This is a genomic window from Rhizobium centroccidentale (assembly GCF_030182565.1).
Lineage (GTDB): Bacteria > Pseudomonadota > Alphaproteobacteria > Rhizobiales > Rhizobiaceae > Rhizobium.
Window position 1 is genome coordinate 292,261 of the sequence record NZ_JAQJCG010000002.1, and the last position, 19,350, is coordinate 311,610.

18 protein-coding genes and 1 other RNA gene are annotated in these 19,350 nt (G+C 59.4%); 10 read left to right on the top strand and 9 right to left on the bottom strand.

Going from position 1 to position 19,350, the window contains the following annotated elements; all coding sequences use genetic code 11:
- Positions 1-24 precede the first annotated feature (24 nt).
- Positions 25-804, bottom strand: a complete 780-nt coding sequence (locus PH562_RS03275; protein ID WP_285171551.1) for a transporter substrate-binding domain-containing protein — start codon at positions 802-804, stop codon at positions 25-27.
- 344 nt (positions 805-1,148) lie between these two features.
- On the opposite strand from PH562_RS03275, the gene PH562_RS03280 reads away from it, so the two are divergent.
- The gene (locus PH562_RS03280; RefSeq protein ID WP_285171402.1) at positions 1,149-2,561 is read left to right on the top strand and encodes an FAD-binding oxidoreductase; all 1,413 of its coding nucleotides are present in this window, start codon (positions 1,149-1,151) and stop codon (positions 2,559-2,561) included.
- A gap of 245 nt (positions 2,562-2,806) precedes the next feature.
- Positions 2,807-6,529, top strand: coding sequence for an AsmA family protein (locus tag PH562_RS03285; RefSeq protein WP_285171403.1), 3,723 nt, complete (start codon positions 2,807-2,809; stop codon positions 6,527-6,529).
- A 78-nt stretch (positions 6,530-6,607) separates the two neighbouring features.
- Here the strand turns inward: PH562_RS03285 and PH562_RS03290 are convergent, their stop codons facing one another.
- The 4 genes from PH562_RS03290 to ssrA all read right to left on the bottom strand — a co-directional run bounded on the left by PH562_RS03290 (position 6,608) and on the right by ssrA (position 8,175).
- Positions 6,608-6,820 carry a ribbon-helix-helix domain-containing protein gene (locus tag PH562_RS03290; RefSeq protein ID WP_285171405.1) on the bottom strand — a complete coding sequence of 71 codons (213 nt, stop codon included), beginning with the start codon at positions 6,818-6,820 and terminating at the stop codon, positions 6,608-6,610.
- Between the two features lie 104 nt (positions 6,821-6,924).
- Positions 6,925-7,119, bottom strand: coding sequence for a DUF4169 family protein (locus PH562_RS03295; protein WP_113230548.1), 195 nt, complete (start codon positions 7,117-7,119; stop codon positions 6,925-6,927).
- 54 nt (positions 7,120-7,173) lie between these two features.
- On the bottom strand, positions 7,174-7,686 hold the full coding sequence (locus PH562_RS03300) for an SspB family protein (RefSeq protein WP_285171553.1): 513 nt from the start codon (positions 7,684-7,686) through the stop codon (positions 7,174-7,176).
- 118 nt (positions 7,687-7,804) lie between these two features.
- Positions 7,805-8,175, bottom strand: a transfer-messenger RNA (tmRNA) gene (gene ssrA, locus PH562_RS03305).
- 198 nt (positions 8,176-8,373) lie between these two features.
- On the opposite strand from ssrA, the gene PH562_RS03310 reads away from it, so the two are divergent.
- A complete protein-coding gene (locus PH562_RS03310) occupies positions 8,374-9,294 on the top strand; it encodes a thymidylate synthase (RefSeq protein ID WP_285171407.1) in 921 nt (306 codons plus the stop codon).
- Positions 9,295-9,359: 65 nt separating this feature from the next.
- Here the strand turns inward: PH562_RS03310 and PH562_RS03315 are convergent, their stop codons facing one another.
- The gene (locus tag PH562_RS03315; RefSeq protein WP_285171408.1) at positions 9,360-9,887 is read right to left on the bottom strand and encodes a GNAT family N-acetyltransferase; all 528 of its coding nucleotides are present in this window, start codon (positions 9,885-9,887) and stop codon (positions 9,360-9,362) included.
- Positions 9,888-10,126: 239 nt separating this feature from the next.
- On the opposite strand from PH562_RS03315, the gene PH562_RS03320 reads away from it, so the two are divergent.
- The 6 genes from PH562_RS03320 to PH562_RS03345 all read left to right on the top strand — a co-directional run bounded on the left by PH562_RS03320 (position 10,127) and on the right by PH562_RS03345 (position 16,385).
- Entirely contained in the window at positions 10,127-10,690 is a 564-nt protein-coding gene (locus PH562_RS03320) for a helix-turn-helix domain-containing protein (RefSeq protein WP_285171409.1), read from the top strand.
- A gap of 102 nt (positions 10,691-10,792) precedes the next feature.
- Positions 10,793-11,629 carry an NAD(P)-dependent oxidoreductase gene (locus PH562_RS03325; RefSeq protein WP_285171410.1) on the top strand — a complete coding sequence of 279 codons (837 nt, stop codon included), beginning with the start codon at positions 10,793-10,795 and terminating at the stop codon, positions 11,627-11,629.
- Between the two features lie 105 nt (positions 11,630-11,734).
- Entirely contained in the window at positions 11,735-12,253 is a 519-nt protein-coding gene (locus tag PH562_RS03330) for a dihydrofolate reductase (protein WP_285171411.1), read from the top strand.
- Positions 12,254-12,416: 163 nt separating this feature from the next.
- Entirely contained in the window at positions 12,417-13,541 is a 1,125-nt protein-coding gene (gene hflK / locus PH562_RS03335) for an FtsH protease activity modulator HflK (RefSeq protein WP_113230555.1), read from the top strand.
- Positions 13,541-14,479 carry a protease modulator HflC gene (gene hflC / locus PH562_RS03340; protein WP_285171412.1) on the top strand — a complete coding sequence of 313 codons (939 nt, stop codon included), beginning with the start codon at positions 13,541-13,543 and terminating at the stop codon, positions 14,477-14,479. Before hflK ends, hflC begins: the two co-directional genes overlap by 1 nt.
- A 193-nt stretch (positions 14,480-14,672) precedes the next feature.
- Positions 14,673-16,385 (top strand): DegQ family serine endoprotease, encoded by a 1,713-nt coding sequence (locus tag PH562_RS03345; RefSeq protein ID WP_285171414.1) that lies wholly within the window; start codon positions 14,673-14,675, stop codon positions 16,383-16,385.
- 3 nt (positions 16,386-16,388) lie between these two features.
- On the opposite strand, the gene PH562_RS03350 is transcribed toward PH562_RS03345, so the two are convergent.
- The 3 genes from PH562_RS03350 to serB are packed head-to-tail and all read right to left on the bottom strand — an operon-like array spanning position 16,389 to position 18,451.
- Positions 16,389-16,967, bottom strand: a complete 579-nt coding sequence (locus PH562_RS03350) for a GNAT family N-acetyltransferase (RefSeq protein WP_285171415.1) — start codon at positions 16,965-16,967, stop codon at positions 16,389-16,391.
- A complete protein-coding gene (locus PH562_RS03355; protein ID WP_285171416.1) occupies positions 16,964-17,527 on the bottom strand; it encodes a GNAT family N-acetyltransferase in 564 nt (187 codons plus the stop codon). Before PH562_RS03355 ends, PH562_RS03350 begins: the two co-directional genes overlap by 4 nt.
- Before the next feature lie 33 nt (positions 17,528-17,560).
- Positions 17,561-18,451 carry a phosphoserine phosphatase SerB gene (gene serB / locus PH562_RS03360; protein ID WP_285171417.1) on the bottom strand — a complete coding sequence of 297 codons (891 nt, stop codon included), beginning with the start codon at positions 18,449-18,451 and terminating at the stop codon, positions 17,561-17,563.
- Positions 18,452-18,464: 13 nt separating this feature from the next.
- On the opposite strand from serB, the gene miaA reads away from it, so the two are divergent.
- Complete coding sequence (gene miaA, locus PH562_RS03365) at positions 18,465-19,346, top strand: tRNA (adenosine(37)-N6)-dimethylallyltransferase MiaA (protein WP_483315311.1); 882 nt, start codon at positions 18,465-18,467, stop codon at positions 19,344-19,346.
- Positions 19,347-19,350: the final 4 nt, after the last annotated feature.

Sequence of the window (19,350 nt, forward strand, 5' to 3'; positions counted from 1 at the left end):
ACGGCGCGATCGGTCCTGCGTTGATCAGAAGCCGGCCGGCAGGTCGGCGCCCAGCCACTTCTGCGACATCTTGTTCAGTGTCCCGTCCGCCTTGGCGGCGGCAATGATGTCGTCGACCTTCTTCTGCAATGCCTGCTCGTTCTTGTTGAGGCCGATGAAGCAGGGGGAGTTGGTGATGAGGAATTTCATCTCGGGCTTCTTCGGCGGATTCTTGGCGAGAATAGCCGCCGCGACGACATTGCCGGTCGCAACCAGCTGGACCTGCCCGGACAGGAAGGCGGAAATGGTGCCGTTATTGTCCTCGTAGCGCTTGATCGTCGCATCTTGCGGCGCGATCTTCGTCAACGCCAGATCCTCGATCGCGCCGCGGGTGACGCCGATCGTCTTTCCGGAAAGGTCTTCCGCCTTTGTTGCCGCGACATCGCCGGGGCCGAAGACGCCGTTGAAGAAGGGCGCATAGGCGTCGGAGAAATCGATGACCTTTTCGCGATCCGGATTCTTGCCGAGGCTTGAGATCACCAGATCGACCTTGTTGGTCTGCAGATAGGGAATGCGGTTGGCGCTGGTGACTGGGACAAGTTCCGTTTTCACGCCGAGCTTTTCGCCGATCAGATTGGCCATGTCGATGTCATAGCCCATGGGCGCCATGTCCGTACCGACACTACCGAAGGGCGGAAAGTCCTGCGGAACGGCGACGCGCAGCGTGCCGCGCGAGGTTATGTCGCTCAGGGCATCCGCCCGAGCTGCGCCAGGGGCGGAAATCGACCCCATCGCCAGCATCGCGATACCGAGTGCCGTGAGCATTTGTCTGCGCTTCATCGAATGTCCTTCCAATCGTGGCTGTGTGAAAGCTGAAAGGCGAAAGGCAAAACATATGCCAGTCGACGGAAGACTGCCTCTTGGTGTCAGGGTATGGATGAAGGTGAATGTTCGGTGATCGTTGGCGCTGTGGATTGATTAAAATATAGGCAAAATTCTGCGGTGATGCTTTTTCCGGCCAACCGATCGTCCCGGCTTTGATCAGTCGCACAAAACTTGAACTTATGCGCGATAGCCGCTCACTTTCATCACTAGACAGCCCCGCCCCAAATGCCCCATAGAACCGAGAGGGTTAACGCCCTGGACGACCGCGATGGGAGATTCGGACTATGGTTTTGGCTGATGCAAAGGCGGGAACACGCAACGAGGCCGGCATATCCGCCGTTCTCGGCATTCTGAAGCAGGCCTTCGGTGAGCGTTTCCAGACCGGCGAAAGTTTTCGTGCCCAGCACGCCCACACCACCACCTATATCCCATCGCAGCTGCCGGACGGCGTGGTCTTTGCTGAAACGAGCGAGGACGTACGGACTGTCGTGAAGGCATGTGCCGAACATAAGGTTCCGGTCATTCCTTTTGGCACCGGATCTTCGCTGGAGGGACAGGTGAATGCACCCCAGGGCGGCATTTCCATCGATTTCAGCCGCATGAACCGCATTCTCGAAATCAATGCCGAGGATCTGGATTGCACGGTCGAGCCCGGCGTCACCCGCGAGCAGCTTAATACCTACCTGCGCGATACCGGCCTGTTCTTTCCCATCGATCCCGGTGCCAATGCCTCGATCGGCGGCATGGCATCGACGCGCGCATCGGGCACCAATGCCGTGCGCTACGGCACGATGAAGGACAATGTCTTGTCCGTGACCGTTGTTACCGCCAACGGCGAGGAAATCCGCACCGCCCGCCGCGCCAAGAAATCGTCGGCCGGTTACGATCTGACACGGCTTTTCGTCGGCGCCGAAGGCACGCTCGGCGTGCTGACCTCGATCACCCTGCGCCTTCAGGGCATTCCCCAGAAGATCGCCGGCGGCGCCTGCGCTTTTCCGGATATCAAGGCGGCGTGCGATGCGGTCATCATGACCATCCAGATTGGCGTTCCCGTCGCGCGCATCGAGTTGCTCGATGCCATGCAGATGCGGGCCTGCAATCGCTATTCCGGCCTGACCTATGACGAGAAGCCGACGCTTTTCCTTGAATTCCACGGCACCGACGAGACGGTAGCGCTGCAGTCGGCGCAATTTGCCGAGATCGCGGCGGAATGCGGCGGCGGCGAATTCCTTTGGACCAGCAATGCGGAAGAGCGCAACAAGCTCTGGAAAGCCCGTCATGACGCCTATTGGGCCTGCCGGGCGCTGGCGCCGGAGCTGGCTGCGCTATCGACCGATGTCTGCGTGCCGATCTCGCGGCTTGCCGAATGCGTCGCGGAAACCCAGGCCGATATCGAGGCGCATGGCCTGCTGGCACCCATTGTCGGCCATGCCGGTGATGGCAATTTCCATGTGCTCGTCCTGTTCGACGACAAAACCCCTGAAGGGATCGCTGTCGTCGAGGAATTCGTCGCGCGCCTCAACGCGCGTGCGCTCGCCATGGATGGCACATGCACGGGCGAGCACGGCATAGGGCAGGGGAAGATGGCGTTTCTGGAGCAGGAGCTCGGCGATGCGGTCGATCTGATGCGTCAAATCAAGGAGTCGCTCGATCCGGATGCCATTTTCAATCCAGGGAAGATATTCCGCAGGCACTGAAAGATGGAATATTTTCATGATCTTGGCTTGCTACAAGCGCGAATGACGCTAGGCTGCATCCGCACTTTTCCGGTTTTTGCCATGAAAAGCCACCGATATGCGCTAGATGGGGCGTATCTCCTGAAAAGAGCTGCGGTGACAGGTGGAGGTCGGGTAGAACCGTGCATGGTCTAAGTTATGCCGCGTATGCGCTCTGACAAGCGACGCCTGCATATGTTGGGAATGAAGATTGGAGACGATACGCGTTGTTAGGTAGGGTCCTGGTTTTTCTGGGTGGACTGCTCGTGGTGGTGCTGTTCGTGGCGCTGCTCGCTCCACTCTTCATAGACTGGACCGATTTTCGCAAGAATTTCGAGGATCAGGCGAGCCGCATCATCGGCAAGAAGGTGACCGTTCATGGCACCGTGGATGCGCGGCTCCTGCCGTTCCCGTCGGTGACGCTGCACGATGTCCGTGTCGGTCAGGAGGCCGATGGCACGCCGCTGGTGCAGGTGGCCGAATTCTCCATGGATGCGGAACTTGCGCCTTTTCTTTCCGGCGAAGCGCTGATCTTCGACATGCGGGTATCCAAGCCCAAGGTACGGCTGCGGCTGCTGAAGGATGGCACGCTTGATTGGATGCGCGGCAGCCAGCCGGAAATTCCCGCAAAATCCGTCGTGCTCGAAAGCGTTCACGTTGAAGACGGCGATATTCTCTTCATCGATGAGCAAACGGGCAGAACTCGGCATGTCACGGGCCTGAACGCGCAGATGTCGGCACGGTCGCTTGCCGGCCCGTGGCGCATCGAGGGCGATGCGGCCCTCGACAACGAGCATGGCAATTTCACGGTTTCCAGCAGCCAGCCTGACGACAACGGCGTCTTGCGCGTCCGCACGCGGCTCATGCCGGATCGCCATCCGCTTAATGTCGATCTTGACGGCGAGTTGAAACTCGTCAACAGCAAGCCCGATTACATGGGCTCCTTCATAGCCGGGGTCAACGACAAGCAGACGCGCGATTCTGCCGATCAGAAGGCGCAGCCCCGTATCAAGGGCCGTTTCGAGCTCACGAATGATCGCATTCGCGTCCCCGAATACCGCCTCGAAGTCGGCGCCGATGACGATCCTTATGTTGTCACCGGTGAGGCGACGCTGGATACGGGCTCCAAGCCGGAATTCCTGCTGACGGCCGATGGACAGCAGATCGACGTCAACCGTCTCGGCAATAACAAGGGCACCAACGGCAAGACCAATCGCAACCCGGCAATCTCGGCACGTCAGCGCCTCAACAATCTGATTGCGATCGCGGCTGAAATCCCGGTGCCACAGGTCCCCGGCAAGGCGACCTTTCGCCTGCCTGCGATCGTGGCGGGTGACACGACCATACGCGACGTACAGCTCGATCTCGAACCGGCGGGAACGGGATGGAAGATCGATCATGCGATCGGCACCATGCCCGGCCGCACGCAGGTCGAAGCTCGCGGCAATCTCATGCTGATGGGAGAGCCGAATTTCATCGGCAATCTGATTGTCGCGTCCAATCAGCCCTCGGGATTGGCGTCGTGGCTTGTTGGGTCGGTCGATCCGGCGATACGCCAGCTGCGTCAGGCCGGTTTCTCTGCCGATGTCAGCCTGAAGCATGACGAACAACGCTTCGAAAATCTTGAGATCGCAATCGGTTCGGCCACACTGAAAGGCCGGATCGATCGCCAGAGCGGGACGGATAAGACCCCGTCAAAGCTTGCCGTCGACCTGACCGGCGATGCCTTCGACCTCGACGCGCTGAGGGCGCTGACTGGGCTCTTCACGGGGCAGGATACGGGGGAATCCCTCTTCGATCATCGGATCACGGCGCATTTGCAGGCTGGGAAATTCATGGCCTTCGGCGTGCCGGCCGATAATGTCGATACCTCATTTTCCGTTGCCGACGGCGCTTTGACGATCGGCAAGCTTTCGGTGCACAATGTCGCCGGCGCCGAAATCACCGCAACCGGTCGCGCCGACGGCTCGCCTTCCGATTACAAGGGATCGGGCGAGATCACCTTCAAGGCCGCCGATCCCGGGCCGTTCTTCGAAATGCTGCGCCAGCATCTGCCGCACCATCCTGTCATGGACCGGTTGGTGCGCAATGCTGCCTGGTATGGAAACACGGCTCTTCGCGGGGCGGTGACGCTCGGCGGGAATCAGGACAATGCGCTGACGGTGACGCTTGCCGGCGTTTCCAACGGCAGCCGCGTCAATTTCGATTATCGCATGTCAGATCTTTCGGCTTTCGCAGGCAAGGGCACCACGACGCTCGAGGGAACGCTGGAAAATTCGGTGACGTCGATCCTGTTCGGCCAGGCGGGTCTCGATCCATTGCCTGTTGAGGCCGATGCCAATGGTCGTCTGACGCTGAAAGTGTCTGCAAGCGGCACCGATCCCGCGGATGCCGCACTCACCTTTGCGACTGACAAGACGTCGTTTACCGCAAATGGCAAGGTGGATGTCCGTCCAGCTACCTTCCTCAACGGTGACATAGCGCTGTCGCTCGAAAGCGCTGACATCGATCCGTATTTCGTGATGAACGGCATCGGCATTCCGCAGATGGGCGCCGGTTTGCCGGTGAAGTTCCAGGCCAATGCCGCCCTAAACCCGGACAAGATCGTGTTTTCGGACATGAAGGGGCTGTTTGCCGACAACAATATGTCCGGCACGCTGACCGTCGCTCGGAAGGCGCCGAATCTCAAGGCGTCGGGTGAATTGTCGCTCGACAAGGCGGATCTCGATTGGCTGGCGGAAGCCATCTACGGGCCGATGAGCGATCCGAAAACGGGCGCTCTCAACCGGGATAAGCTCGGCCTGCCTGCCTTCAGCGGGATGGATATCGGCGTTAAGCTTTCCGCAAAACAGGTATGGCCCGGCACATTCGGCCCTATTTCGAGTTTCACCGCCAATGCGACCTACAAGGGCGAAGAATTGCGGCTTAACGATCTGACGGGCGGCTGGAACGGCGGCACGCTGACTGGCAGCGCAATGTTCGCCAATTCCGACGGTACCGGTCTGCTGCAGACGAAGCTTAGCCTTGCCAACGGCGATCTTGCTGCTGTCGCCTGGCAACGCGATGGTGCGCCGCTTGCCACCGGCCGCTTCGGCCTCGCGATAAATGCCGAAGCGAGCGGCAAAAGCATTGCCGACCTCGCGGCCAATGCCAGCGGTTCGGGTGAAATGAAGCTCGGCGAGACGCATGTGCGTGGCCTCAATCTTTCCGTCATGCCACCGCTCCTCTCGGCGACTGATCAGATTCAGGGCGATATCACCGCCGCCAAGGTGCTGCCGATCGTGCAGACGCTGCTCAACAACGGCGAAGCGGTCCTTCCGGCGACCAGCATCCCTTTCAACATTTCCGCCGGCGTGGTGCGGGCGACCAATATTGCTGCCAGCAACGATCTGGCAAAGCTTTCGGGCAATGCCGAAATCAGCCTGCCGGATGAGCGTATGCGCGGCTCTCTGGGCATCGATTTCAACGCCGGCGCAGAAGCGCAGAGCGGGGCGGAACCGGCGCTGCGCCTCGATTTCGCCGGACCGCTGGACTCACCCGGCCGGACAATGGACGTGACGGACGTGACCAGCTTCCTGTCGGTTCGGGCATTCGAGCGCGAGCGCCGGCGTGTCGAGCGCCTGCAGGCCAATGTGCTTGAAAAGCAGCGGCTGCGGCGCGAGGTGGCGCTGTACAAGTATGTTGCAGGCGTGCGCGAGGCTCAGCGCCAGCGCGATGCCGCCGTCGAGCAGCAGCGCCGTGCGGAAGAAGAACGGCTGCGCGATCTGGCCCGGCAGGCGGCTGCGCAAAAGCAGGTGGAGGAAGAGGCTCGTGCCAGGCAGGCAGCCGAGGAAGCAGCCAAGGCCAAGGCGGCGGCCGACGCGCGAGCCAAGGCCGAAGCGCAGCACCCGCCTGCGCCGCAAACGACGGCACCGTTGAACTTCAATGAATTGCCGGGAGTTGCCCAGTAGGGCGGACAAATTGCAAATCGATCTATGTCGAGCGGCAGATGCGCGCTCACGACATTGTCGCCAGTTTCGCGCAACCGTTCAGTTGCGATCCTTCAGCCATCTGAGGACATAGAGGCGAAGTGCCGAGGAGAGGTTGCTGCCTGCTTCGCGCCCGTCATCGATCTCGGAGATCAACGCTGCGAGCGACGTGCCGCGCGCGGCGGCGATAGCCTTCAGTTCTGTCCAGAAGGCATCTTCAAGGGAAAAGCTTGTGCGATGGCCATGAAGCGTCGCGGAATGTTTACGGATCATCAGCGGATCGATCAAAAATCGGAAATGGCGGGATATCTCTGAAAGTGATTCAAAATGCGGAAGTAAGCAACTGATTTCTGAAGTTTTTTGTCGCTGGCTCCAAACTAGTCTTCGGTCTTCTTGGTTTCGATTCGCCCGGCCTCGTGCGTCTTCTCGGCCTTTTCGTTAAGCGCTGTCGTCAGCTTCTTCTCGGCCTTGGTTCGCCCGAAGGCGATGCGGTTTTGCTCCGCTTGCTTTTCCTTGTCCGAACGGGCCTGCTTTTTGCGAAACTGGCGCAGATTGACGATTTCGGCGCTCATCGATCTCTTCCGTTACCGACATGAAAAGGGAAGCGAATGCTTCCCCTCCAATGCCTATTGCTTCTTGCGGAATGCGTCGAGGGAGACGACCGATCCCGGCTTCTTTTCCTCGCCCTCCTTGGCTGCGGCCGCGGGCGCTTCCTCGCCTTCGGCCGGCACCGGATAGGCGGTGATTTCGCTGGTGGAGGTCTCTTCTTCGTCGTCAGCCAACGGGACATCGAACTCCAGTTCGAAATTGACTGATGGGTCGTAGAAGCCACGGATGGCGTTGAAGGGGACGACCAGCTTCTCCGGAACGTCGGAGAAGGAAAGGCCGATCTCGAATTGGCTTTCGCTGATCTTCAGATCCCAGAACTGGTGCTGGATGACGATGGTCATCTGCTCCGGATACTTCGACTTGAGGTGCTGCGAAATGCGCACGCCGGGAGCGCCGGTCAGAAAAGTGATGAAGAAATGGTGGTCACCGGGCAGGCGGCCCGTAGCGCCGACCTCGGTCAGCACCTTGCGGATCACTCCACGCAGGGCGTCCTGTGCCAAAATGTCGTAGCGGATATGATCCTGCCCCATGCTTTCCTGTCTTTCGTTGGCCATGCTTTTTATAGGCTTATGCCACGCTGAGCGCCGCCGGAAAAGCCCTATGCGCGAGTCACCGCGTGTCGATCCATAATATAGCACTGGAGAAGAAGGTGAAGGCTTCTGTTGCCAGGTGCCTTCGAACCCCGCCTAAGAGTGCGACCCCTTAGGACTTTATTTGAAGTGTCACACCGCGATTAAGCAGCGAGACGAGCTTCCGCATAGTTGTCGTTTGCAACTACAATTTTAGCCCGATAACGGCGGTACAATGCCGAGCGAAAAGTCGATCTTTACACCCTTGTCGATCCTGTTTCGCCCCCATCAAAAGCCGGTCTGTCGCCAGTCTTGCCGGCCGGTTTTTGGTGGAGGCGCCGGGTACCGCCCCCGGGTCCAATAGGTTTATTACACCGCTCATTTATCGCCATAGCCGGCCCGAGGACCGGCAAGGCTGATATAGTGTTTTCCGCAGACGAAGGGAAGGGCAATTGTCATAAATGCTTCGCCGAAACATCGCTTTGCATCTGCGGGCGCGAGATTCGCTTGAATTATGTTTCGCCGTGGTTGGTTTCGTCTCGGCTTGTCATTAAAATCGCGAAAAAGGAATCGGCCGGGCACACGGCGGCAAGTGGCCGCTGTTGGCATCCGTGCCATCCGCAAATTCAAGCGATTTCGGAGCAGAAGATGGCTCGTCACCCAGAGTATCAATATCTCGACCTGATGGCGCATCTGCTCGAGCACGGCGATCGCCGGATCGACCGCACGGGTGTGGGCACCTTGAGCGGCCTCGGCGCGATGATGCGTTTCGACCTCTCGAAGGGACAGATTCCGATCTTCACGACGAAGCGCGTCTACTGGAAGCTCGCCGTCAAGGAGATGCTCTGGTTCCTGACGGGCGACACCAATATCCGCAATCTGCTGAAAGAGAATGTGCGGATCTGGACCGACTGGCCGCTGGCGAAATATCGCAAGGCGACAGGCGAAGAGATCGATCAGGTCGCTTTTGAAAAGCGCATTCTGGAGGACGAGGCCTTTTCGCTGCAATGGGGCGATCTCGGCCCGGTCTACGGCAAGCAGTGGCGGCAATGGCGCGATGCAGAGGGCCGGGTGCATGACCAACTCGCTGCTGTCATCAAGGATCTCAAGACCAATCCCAGCAGCCGCCGGATGATTTTCCATGCCTGGAATGTCGGAGAACTTGCCGACATGGCGCTGCATCCCTGCCACATGGTCTATCAGTTCCACGTATCGAACATCTCGGCCGAAGGGGGCAAGCGGCCGCGTCTCAGCCTGATGGTTTTCCAGCGCTCATGCGATCTGTTCCTCGGCAATCCATTCAACATCTGTCAACAGGCGGTTTTGCTCGCCATGGTCGCGCAGCAGGTCGATATGGATATGGGCGAGCTGGTCTGGTCGGGTGGTGACGTCCACCTCTATCTCAACCATCTGGATGCGATCCGCGAGCAGCTCAGCCGTGAGCCGAAGCCGTTCCCGACCTTGCGCCTACTACGTCGACCCGACAGTATCGATGACTATCGCATCGAGGATTTCGAGGTTCTGGGGTATGAGCCGCACGCGGCAATCGCGGCCGAAGTCGCGGTTTAAGCGTTTCGACCGGCAATGCGGGCGAGAATGAGCGTTGCCACCGTAATCGGCATGGCGTTCGTTCCCTAGGCCGTGGGCTTGCTGTCGGGATCGACGCGCTCATCCAGAAGGAGTTGCAGGAAGGCAAGATCGAGCCACCGCCCAAATTTCGCGCCGACCTGCGGAAGAAGGCCGACCTGCTGGAAACCGAGCTTTTCGTGCAGGCGGATGGAGGCGACATTGCCGGCCTCGATGCCTGCGACCATCGCATGTTTGCCGATCGCCCGGGCTCGCCCAATCAGTTCGATCATCAGCGCCTTGCCAATGCCGCCACGGTACTGATCGTTGCGGACATAGACCGAATGCTCGACCGTGTGCCGATAGCCGTCGAAGGCGCGCCAGTCACCGAAGGAGGCATAGCCGACCACTTCTCCATGATCATCGATCGCTACCAGCACGGGGTAACCGAGCTTATGCCGATCCTGCAGCCATCGTTTGCGATTGCCGATATCGACCAGCGTCTCGTTCCAGATCGCTGCGGTATTGGCGACGGCGTCATTGTAGATCGCGGTTATTCCCGCGAGATCCTCGTCTCTCGCATCGCGAATATGCATCGGTGGCTCCGTGGCTATCCACTAAATCAGATGGATCTGTTGTTGCTCTACCTGTCATACATCGATTTCCATATCCGTCCACTATATTAATACAGATATCCGGCAATCCAAAAAAGCCTCCGTCAGGTTTGGAGGATTCCGCTTCTTTTTTTCGTGCTATCAAAGTCCGTACGAGACGAGGTTTTGGATGCGTAGGGCGCTAATTGCCAGCTCAGCGTAAGTCCACTATAATAAAACGAATGTCTCATGCTGATATTGATAGGCGGATCGGCGCACGCATTCGCATCGAACGGGAAAGCCGCGGCTGGTCGCTGACGGAGCTCGCTGAACGCTCTGCCGTTTCTCGTGCCATGATCCACAAGATAGAGCGCGGCGAAAGCAGCCCGACGGCGACACTGCTCGGCAAGCTTTCTGGTGCCTTCAGCTTGAGCATGTCGGCTTTGATGGCGCGCGCGGAGATGCAGCAGGGCCGATTTCTTCGGAGGCAAGAGCAGCCCGTCTGGGTCGATCCGCAGACGGGCTATGAGCGCCGGCACGTTTCCCCGAAGTCGGACCTGCCGCTCGATCTCGTCCGTATCGAATTGCCTGCGGGTGCGGAGGTTCCGATGCCCGCATCGGCTTATGCCTTCATGCGGCAGCTCATCTGGATGCTGGAGGGACGGCTGACCTTTCTCGAGGGGGATACGAGGCACTCGATGTCGCCGGGCGATTGCCTCGAACTCGGTCCGCCGACGGATTGCGTCTTCAAGAATGAAAGCGATGAGCCCTGCATCTATGCCGTCCTCGTGCTTCGCAACGCTTGACGGCCCGCGCTAAACTTAGCGTTACCGCAAGGCATTCCGCTCGTGCGGCCAGATGATAGGCGATATGCTGCCATCTTCCTCGATCGGAGAAGGAGTTTGGCCGTGGAGATCGCAGTCATCGGAGCCGGCGCCATGGGAAGTGCTATTGGCCGGCGCTTGGTCGAAAACGGGGCGAGGGTGCTCACCTATCTCGAAGGACGCTCGGCTTCGACCATCGAGCGAGCGAAAACGGCCGGCATGGAGCTGGTTGGATTGGACGCCATAGCCGCGTCGCCTCTCATTCTTTCCATCGTTCCGCCGGCTGAAGCTGTCGGCGTTGCAAAGCAGGTCGCCGCTGAACTGCGTCGGGTCGGTGCGAAGACGACGTTCATGGACTGTAATGCGATCTCGCCGAAGACCATGACCGAGGTTGCGGCAATTTTCGGCGGCGATTGCGGCATGGTTCTCGACGGCTCCATCATCGGCGGTCCGCCGAAGCCTGGCCAGAAGGGGCCGAAACTCTACGCAAGCGGCGATATTGCCAACGCCAGTGATGTGCTTATCGAGTACGGACTTCAGGTTCGCCGTATCGATGGGGCGATCGGCGCGGCCTCGGCATTGAAGATGTGTTATGCCGGCATCAACAAGGGCGTGACCGGGCTCGGCACCGCCATGTTGCTTGCGGCCATCCGTTCGGATGCCGATGCTGCCCTGAAACGCGAGCTTCAGGAAAGCCTGCCGGATCTCGATGCAAAATTCGTCCACGGCATTCCGGACATGTATCCGAAAGCCTATCGCTGGGTCGCGGAGATGGAGGAGATTTCCGAATTCCTCGGCGAGGATGATCCGGCCGCCTTGATCTTTAAGGGCATGGCTGGGTTCTATCGGAAGATGGCCAGGGATCGGGAGGAGGGAGGCCTTTTGGCTGGCCAGCTTGATAAATTGAACAGCGGCGGCTGATTTGCGGTTGAGACGGGCGACTTCCATCTGCCGTTGCGGCCATCATGATGTAAAGTCGCCGAGCCGACTCGCATTGGCGTCGGCGACGCAGACTGAGGGAGACGCATGACCCAGCCGATCAAGACCATCGTCGTTGCCGTATCGCGCAATGGCATCATCGGGCGTGAAGGCGATATGCCCTGGCGGCTGTCATCCGATCTCAAGCGTTTCAAGGCGATGACGCTCGGCAAACCCGTGATCATGGGACGCAAGACGTTCCAGTCGATCGGGAAGCCGTTGCCGGGCCGGCCAAATGTCGTCATTACCCGCGACACCGATTTTACAGCCGAGGGGATAACGGTCGCGCACTCGCTCGATGAAGCGATCACGGTTGCATCCGGTCTAGCCAAGGAGGGCAATGTCGACGAAATCTGCATTCTCGGCGGTGGCGAAATCTATCGGCAGGCGATCGATCTCTCCGACCGGCTATTGATCACCCATGTAGAGGCGGATGTGGAAGGCGACACATCCTTTCCAAAGATCGATCCCGGCATCTGGCAGGCGGATAGCGAACTTGCCGTTCCGGCTGGAGAAAAGGACACTTATCCCACGCGTTTCGTTCGCTATTTCAGGCGAAAAGCATAAGAGCTGCCCCCAAAAAGCAAATATTTTCCAATGAATCCGACGAACTTCCTGAAGTCGCGTTGAAAGCAGGTGCTTCGATACCTATAACGGGAAACAATCGCCGCCACCCACGGATTTCGTGGGCTTGGCGCGATATCGGGAGTCAACAAACAAAGAGGTTTTGATGCCTTGGAGCAATCAGAATGGCGGCGGCGGTGGCCCATGGGGCGGCGGTGGCGGCGGAAATAATCAGGGACCTTGGGGACAGGGACCGAACCGGCCGCGGGGCAGCGGCAATGGAGGGCCTCCGGACCTGGAGGATATCATTCGCCGCGGTCAAGACCGATTGAAAGGTTTCGTGCCTGGTGGCTTCAATGCAGGCGTCGTGCTCATCATCATCGGAGTGATTGCCGTTTTCTGGCTGATCCAGTGCATCTATACCGTGCAGCCGGACGAACGTGGCGTTGAGCTGCGCTTCGGCAAGCCGCGCGAGGAAGTCTCCATGCCTGGCCTGCATTTCCATATCTGGCCGATGGACCGCATCGAATTCGTGAAGGTCACGGAGCAGCAGCGCAATATCGGCGGCCGCTCCTCGGCCGGTTCGAATGCTGGCTTGATGCTGACGGGCGATCAGAACATCGTCAACGTGCAATTCTCGATCCTCTATACCGTGACCAACCCGCAATCCTATCTGTTCAATCTCGAGACCCCCGACGAGACTTTGCAGCAGGTTGCGGAAAGTGCCATGCGTGAGGTCGTCGGTCGCCGCCCGGCTCAAGACATCTATCGCGACAAGCGTCAGGAAATCGCAACCGAGGTCAGAAGTATCATCCAGGATACGATGGATCGCTACGGCTCCGGTATCTCGATCAATGCCGTCCCGATCGAGGATGTCTCGCCGCCGCGCGAAGTGGCCGACGCATTCGAAGAAGTGCAGCGTGCGGAGCAGAATGAAGACCAGCAGGTGGAAGAGGCCAATCAATACGCCAACCAGAAGCTCGGTCAGGCCCGCGGTCGCGCGGCTCAGATCCGCGAGGAAGCGGCTGCCTACAAGGATCGTGTCGTGAAGGAAGCTCAGGGTGAGGCGCAGCGCTTCATCTCGATCTACGACGAATACGTCAAGGCGCCAGAAGTCACGCGCAAGCGTCTATTCCTGGAAACCATGGAGTCCGTCATCGGCAATTCCAACAGTATCATCATCGACGACAAGCAGGGCGTCGTGCCTTATCTGCCGCTGAATGAAGTCGGCAAGCAGTCCACGACCCAGGCGGGCAAGCCCGCTGCTGCAACTCAGCCGGAGGCCAAATAATGACATCCAGCCGTTTGCCAGCCATTCTTATCGCGCTCGCGGCAGTGCTGCTGCTTATTTATTCGTCGGTATTCGTGGTCAATGCCCGTGAACAGGCGATCGTCCTGCGCTTCGGCCAGATTCGTGACGTGAAGACGGAGCCGGGCATTTATTTCAAGCTGCCTTTTGCCTTCATGGATGCCGATCGTGTCCAGTATGTGCAATTGCAGGAACTCCGCTTCGATCTGGACAATATTCGTGTCCAGGTCTCCGGCGGCAAGTTCTACGAAGTCGATGCTTTCGTCGTCTACAAGATCATGGATGCTCGCAAGTTCCGCGAGACCGTCTCGGGTGATCGCGATGCGGCTGAATCACGTCTCAGGACTCGCCTCGACGCTGCTCTGCGTCGTGTCTATGGTCTGCGCGGCTTCGAGGCGGCGCTTTCCAACGAGCGTGCCGCGATGATGACGGAAGTACGTAACGATCTGCATCGCGATGCGGAAACACTCGGCCTCAACATTGAGGACGTCCGCATCCGCCGCACGGACCTGTCTCAGGAAGTGTCGCAGAACACTTACGACCGCATGAAGGCCGAGCGTTTGGCGGAAGCCGAGCTGATCCGCGCGCGCGGTAACGAAGAGGGGCAGCGTCGCCGGGCGGTTGCGGACCGTCAGGTCGTCGAGATCGTTGCTGACGCGCAGAAGGATTCCGAAGTTCTGCGCGGTGAAGGCGAAGCCGAACGAAACGGCATCTTCGCGGATGCCTCCAAGCGTGATCCGAACTTCTATGAGTTCTATCGCTCGATGGCCGCCTATAACAAGGCGCTTGCCTCGGGTGGCAAAACGCTTGTCCTGCCGCCGAACCAGTCGGACTTCTTCAAGTATTTTGACAGTCCTGCGGGTTCTGCGCCCAATTCGGGCGCGCCGGCAGTCGCCAATCCGACGGCGCCCGCGAACTAAGGCGTCGCTTCACCGAAACGAAAGGGCTGCCTCAGGGTGGCCCTTTTCTTTATGACGGATTGCACCACCTTCAGCCTGCAAGCATCGGCGGCGAGGAGGTTCGGGGATTTCTCAAAAAGGTGATTTCACGCTTCATCATTCCGCCTTATGTTGATGCTTATACAAGTTTTCCCTTTCTTTATGAGGATGCCTGATGGCTTCGACCAATCGCCTGCCTTTCAGCCGTTCGTTTGCCTTGCTCGCAAGCATTGCACTGATTGCCGGCCCCGTTGCGGGTGTTGCCGAACAGGCTTATGCGCAGACGCAGAATAGCGGTGCGGCCGCAGGTGCCCAGCCGCCGGCCGCGACCAATAATCAGACACCGCCGGCAGCATCTCCCTCGATCACCACGAACCCGGCAATAAGTGCCGGTCCGGCATCGGTTGCCGATCTCGCATCCGGCTTGCTCGACGCGGTCGTCAATATTTCCACGTCGCAGAAGGTCAAGGATGAGGGGAATGGGCCGGCGAGTCCGAAGGTGCCGGACAATTCGCCCTACCAGGATGAATTCAAGGATTTCTTCAACAACAAGAAAGACGACGACAGCAACCGCAAGGTGAGTTCGCTCGGCTCCGGCTTCGTCATCGATTCTTCAGGCTATATCGTCACCAACAATCACGTCATCGAAGGTGCCGACGACATCGAGGCGATCTTCCCGAACGGCACGAAGCTAAAGGCCAAGCTGATCGGGACGGATACGAAGACCGATCTTTCGGTCCTCAAGGTCGAGCCGAAGCACCCCCTCACAGCGGTCAAATTCGGCGATTCCTCCAAGATGCGGATCGGCGACTGGGTGATGGCGATCGGCAACCCCTTTGGCCTCGGCGGCTCGGTGACCATCGGCATCGTCTCGGCGCGCGGCCGCAACATCAATGCCGGCCCCTACGACAATTTCATTCAGACGGATGCAGCGATCAACAAGGGCAATTCCGGTGGTCCGCTCTTCAACATGAAGGGTGAGGTGATCGGTATCAACACGGCGATCATCTCCCCGAGCGGCGGCTCGATCGGTATCGGTTTTGCCGTTCCGTCGGAGCTGGCGGAGGGGGTCGTCAATCAGCTCCGGGACTTCGGCGAGACGCGCCGCGGCTGGCTCGGCGTGCGCATTCAGCCGGTAACGGACGATGTTGCTAATAGCCTCGGTCTTTCAGAAGCCAAGGGCGCGCTCGTCGCTGGCGTCATCAAGGGCGGCCCTGTCGATAACGGCTCGATAAAAGCGGGCGATGTTATCCTGAAATTCGACGGCAAGGACGTGGACGAGATGCGCGATCTGCCGCGTGTCGTCGCCGAAAGTCCCGTCGGCAAGGAGGTTGATGTCGTCATCTATCGCGACGGCAAGCAGCAGACCGTCAAGGTGACGCTCGGCCGGCTGGAGGACAGCGATCAGGCGGCCGCCGCAAGCACCGATAAAAACAAGAAGCCGCAGCTTGCGCCTGACGATAAGGGCAACAGTGACGGCGTCATCAATCCCGACCAGGGAGACGAGGGTGACGACGACGGCATGGATGGACAGGATCAGGGCGGGGATCCGCAGCAATCGCCGCAGGCCCAGCCGCCAGTTCAGGCGACCTCGAATATCCTTGGAATGAAGCTCTCGACGTTGACCGCCGAAAACCGCAAGAGCTTTGGCATTGCCGACAGTGTCGATGGCGTCGTCATCACCGAAGTGGCTCCAGGCTCGGCAGCCGCTGAAAAGGGGCTGAAGCCTGGCGACGTCGTCGTTGAGGTCGCGCAGGAATTCGTTCAGACTCCGAGTGCTGCTTCGGACAAGGTGGCATCGCTGAAGCGGGAAGGCCGCCGCAACGCGCAGATGATGATCGCGTCTCCGAATGGCGACTTGCGCTTCATTGCCGTCGCGTTGGAGTAGAGTTCAGCTACCAACGTGTCTTGCGTGCTGCGCCCGCCATTCGGCGGCGCGCAGTCGATAGACGACATGGCGCTTCAGATGTGGATGCGTCTCCGGAATTTGCGGATGGTCGAAATCGCAGGCCGGATCGCGTTGCATGCCAATTTTGTGCATTACTGCGAGAACGCGCCTGTTGTCATGTACGGCAACGGACAGGATTTCTTCGAGGCTCAGCGCGGCAAAGGCGTGACGCACGAGAGCCGTGCCAGCTTCGGTTGCGTAGCCCTTGCCCCAGTGGCGCGCTGATATCCGCCAGCCGATTTCCACCGCATCGCCGGGCAAATGAGGCTCGAGCTGCAGCCTGGACAGACCCGAGAAACCGATTGCCTCGCCGCTATGTTTCAAGGTCAGGGTCAGAAACTCGAAGCCGGGTTCGGGCGTGAGGTTTCGAATCATGGAGAAGATGGTGTCGGCATCCTCTCGGCTGCGGCTGAAAGGAAAGAATTCAAGGACAGCCGGATCGGAGCTCAGCTCATAAAACAGCTCGCGATCCTCCAGCAGGCATGGTCGCAGGATCAGCCGAGATGTTTCGAGTGTCGTCATTGCCCGGAGCGCCAATCGGCTTCCGTCAGGCGATAGAGGACATGACGCTTTAGGTGAGGATGCGTGTCGGGAACGTTGGGGTGATCGAAATCGCCGCCCTCGACGCGATGCATACCGATCCGCTCCATGACAGCGGTCGACCTGACATTGTTATGCACGGCGAAGGAAACGATTTGATCCAGATCGTGCTTGTCGAAGCCGTGGGCAAGAAGCGCTCGCGCCGCTTCGGTGATCAGCCCCTTGCCCCAGTGTCGCGCCACCAGCCGCCAACCGATCTCGATCGTTCCGACCGGGACGAACGGCTCCAGATGATCCGTTCGCATCAGCCCGCAATAGCCGACCGCCTCGCTGCTTTCCTTCAGCTCCAGCACGTATAGGCCAAGCCCGATTTCCCTAATCATCGACTGAACGCGATCGAAGAAGGCGTCCGCTTCCGCGCGATTGCGGCGAAACGGAAAGAACTCCATGACGGTCTCGTCGGAATTGATCTCATAGGCCAAGTCGCGATCCATCTCGCGCCAGTTGCGGATGATGAGGCGTTCGGTTTCGACGATAATCATCTGCGGCCCCTGATTTCAGCGATTTGTGCCGCTCTATGGTTTGATGAAGTCCGTCTTGCGGTAGCCCTGGATATAGAGAAGGGCAGTCAGGTCACCGTGGTCGATGCGCATCCGGGCCTGTGCCGAAACGGTTGGCTTGGCGTGGAGCGCGACGCCGGCGCCGGCGAGCTGCAACATGCCGAGGTCATTAGCGCCGTCGCCGACGGCCAGCGCGTCATCAACGGAAATATCGAGCCTCTCGGCGATTTCGTTCAGCGCATCCACCTTGGCCTGCTTGCCGAGGATGGGCTCCTCGACGAGACCGGTCAGTATGCCGTTTTCTTCCAGCAGGACATTTGCCCGGTTCTCGTCGAAGCCGAGGGTCGCGCCGATCCGGCTGGTGAAGACGGTGAAGCCGCCGGAAACAAGGGCGGTGTAATATCCCTTCGCTTTCATGGTGGCGATGAGCTCGGGGCCGCCCGGCGTCAGCGTGATGCGTCTGGCGATGACATCGTCAACAACGGAGAGCGGCAATCCCTTCAGAAGAGCGACGCGCTCGCGGAGCGCCGGCTCGAAGGCGATCTCGCCGTTCATGGCACGCGCGGTGATATCGGCAACCTTCTCCTTGAGGCCGACTTCGGCGGCGAGCTCGTCGATGCATTCCTGCGCGATCATCGTGGAATCCATATCGGCGATCAGCAATTTCTTGCGACGGGTTTCGGCTTCCTGGATCACCAGATCGATCGGCGCGCTGCCGATCACGGCCAATATATTGGCCTCGGCGGCCTCGATATCGGTACCATCGCGAAGCGCGATATCACAGGCAATGCCGTCGGCCAGCCAGTAAAGCCCGGACGCTTTGACAGCATCAGCCGCCTGTTCGGCGATGGCCGGAACGAGAACGGGGTTTGACGGATTGGCAATAAGCGTGGCAACGAAGGCCATGAGCAGAAACCCTATGAGCAATATCGACGCGATCCTGATAACCGGGCCGACCGCCAGCGGCAAGTCCGCACTGGCGGTAGAATTGGCGCGTTCGCATGATGGCGTCGTCATCAATGCCGACAGCATGCAGGTCTATGACACCCTGCGCGTGCTAACCGCGCGGCCGGATGAAGAAGATATGGAAGGCATTCCGCACCGTCTTTACGGCCACGTTCCAGCCGGCCAAGCCTATTCGACCGGCGTGTGGCTGCGCGAGGCAGGTGCCTTGGTCGAGCGTCTGCGCGGCGAGGGAAGAATGCCCGTTTTTGTCGGAGGGACGGGTCTTTATTTCAAGGCACTAACGGGCGGGCTTTCCGATATGCCCGAGATTCCATCCGATATCCGCGATCGGCTCCGCGGCCGGCTGCTGGCGGAAGGGGCGGAAACTCTGCATCGTGAGCTTGTGGAGCGCGACGCCGCCGTCGCGAAAACGCTGAACCCGCAGGATGGGCAGCGCATCGTTCGCGCCCTGGAAGTGATTGAAGCGACGGGCCGGTCCATCGCCGCTTTTCAGGGGAAGAACGGACCAATGATCATTAATCCCGACCGCGCGCGAAAGATCGTGGTTATGCCCGAGCGCGCGATCCTGCACGAACGCATCAACAGCCGTTTCGAGAAAATGCTGGCGATGGGAGCGGAAGACGAGGTGCAGGCTCTGCTGGCACTGGATCTTCCCTCGGAAATGCCCGTCATGAAAGCGATCGGGGTCATGCAGATCGCGGCGATGCTGAAAGGGGAGATGACGCGTTCCGAGGTCATCGAAACCGGATCCGCGGCGACGCGGCAATATGCCAAGCGGCAGATGACCTGGTTCCGTAATCAGATGGACGAGAGTTGGGAGCGCTTGAGCCCGTAGTCTG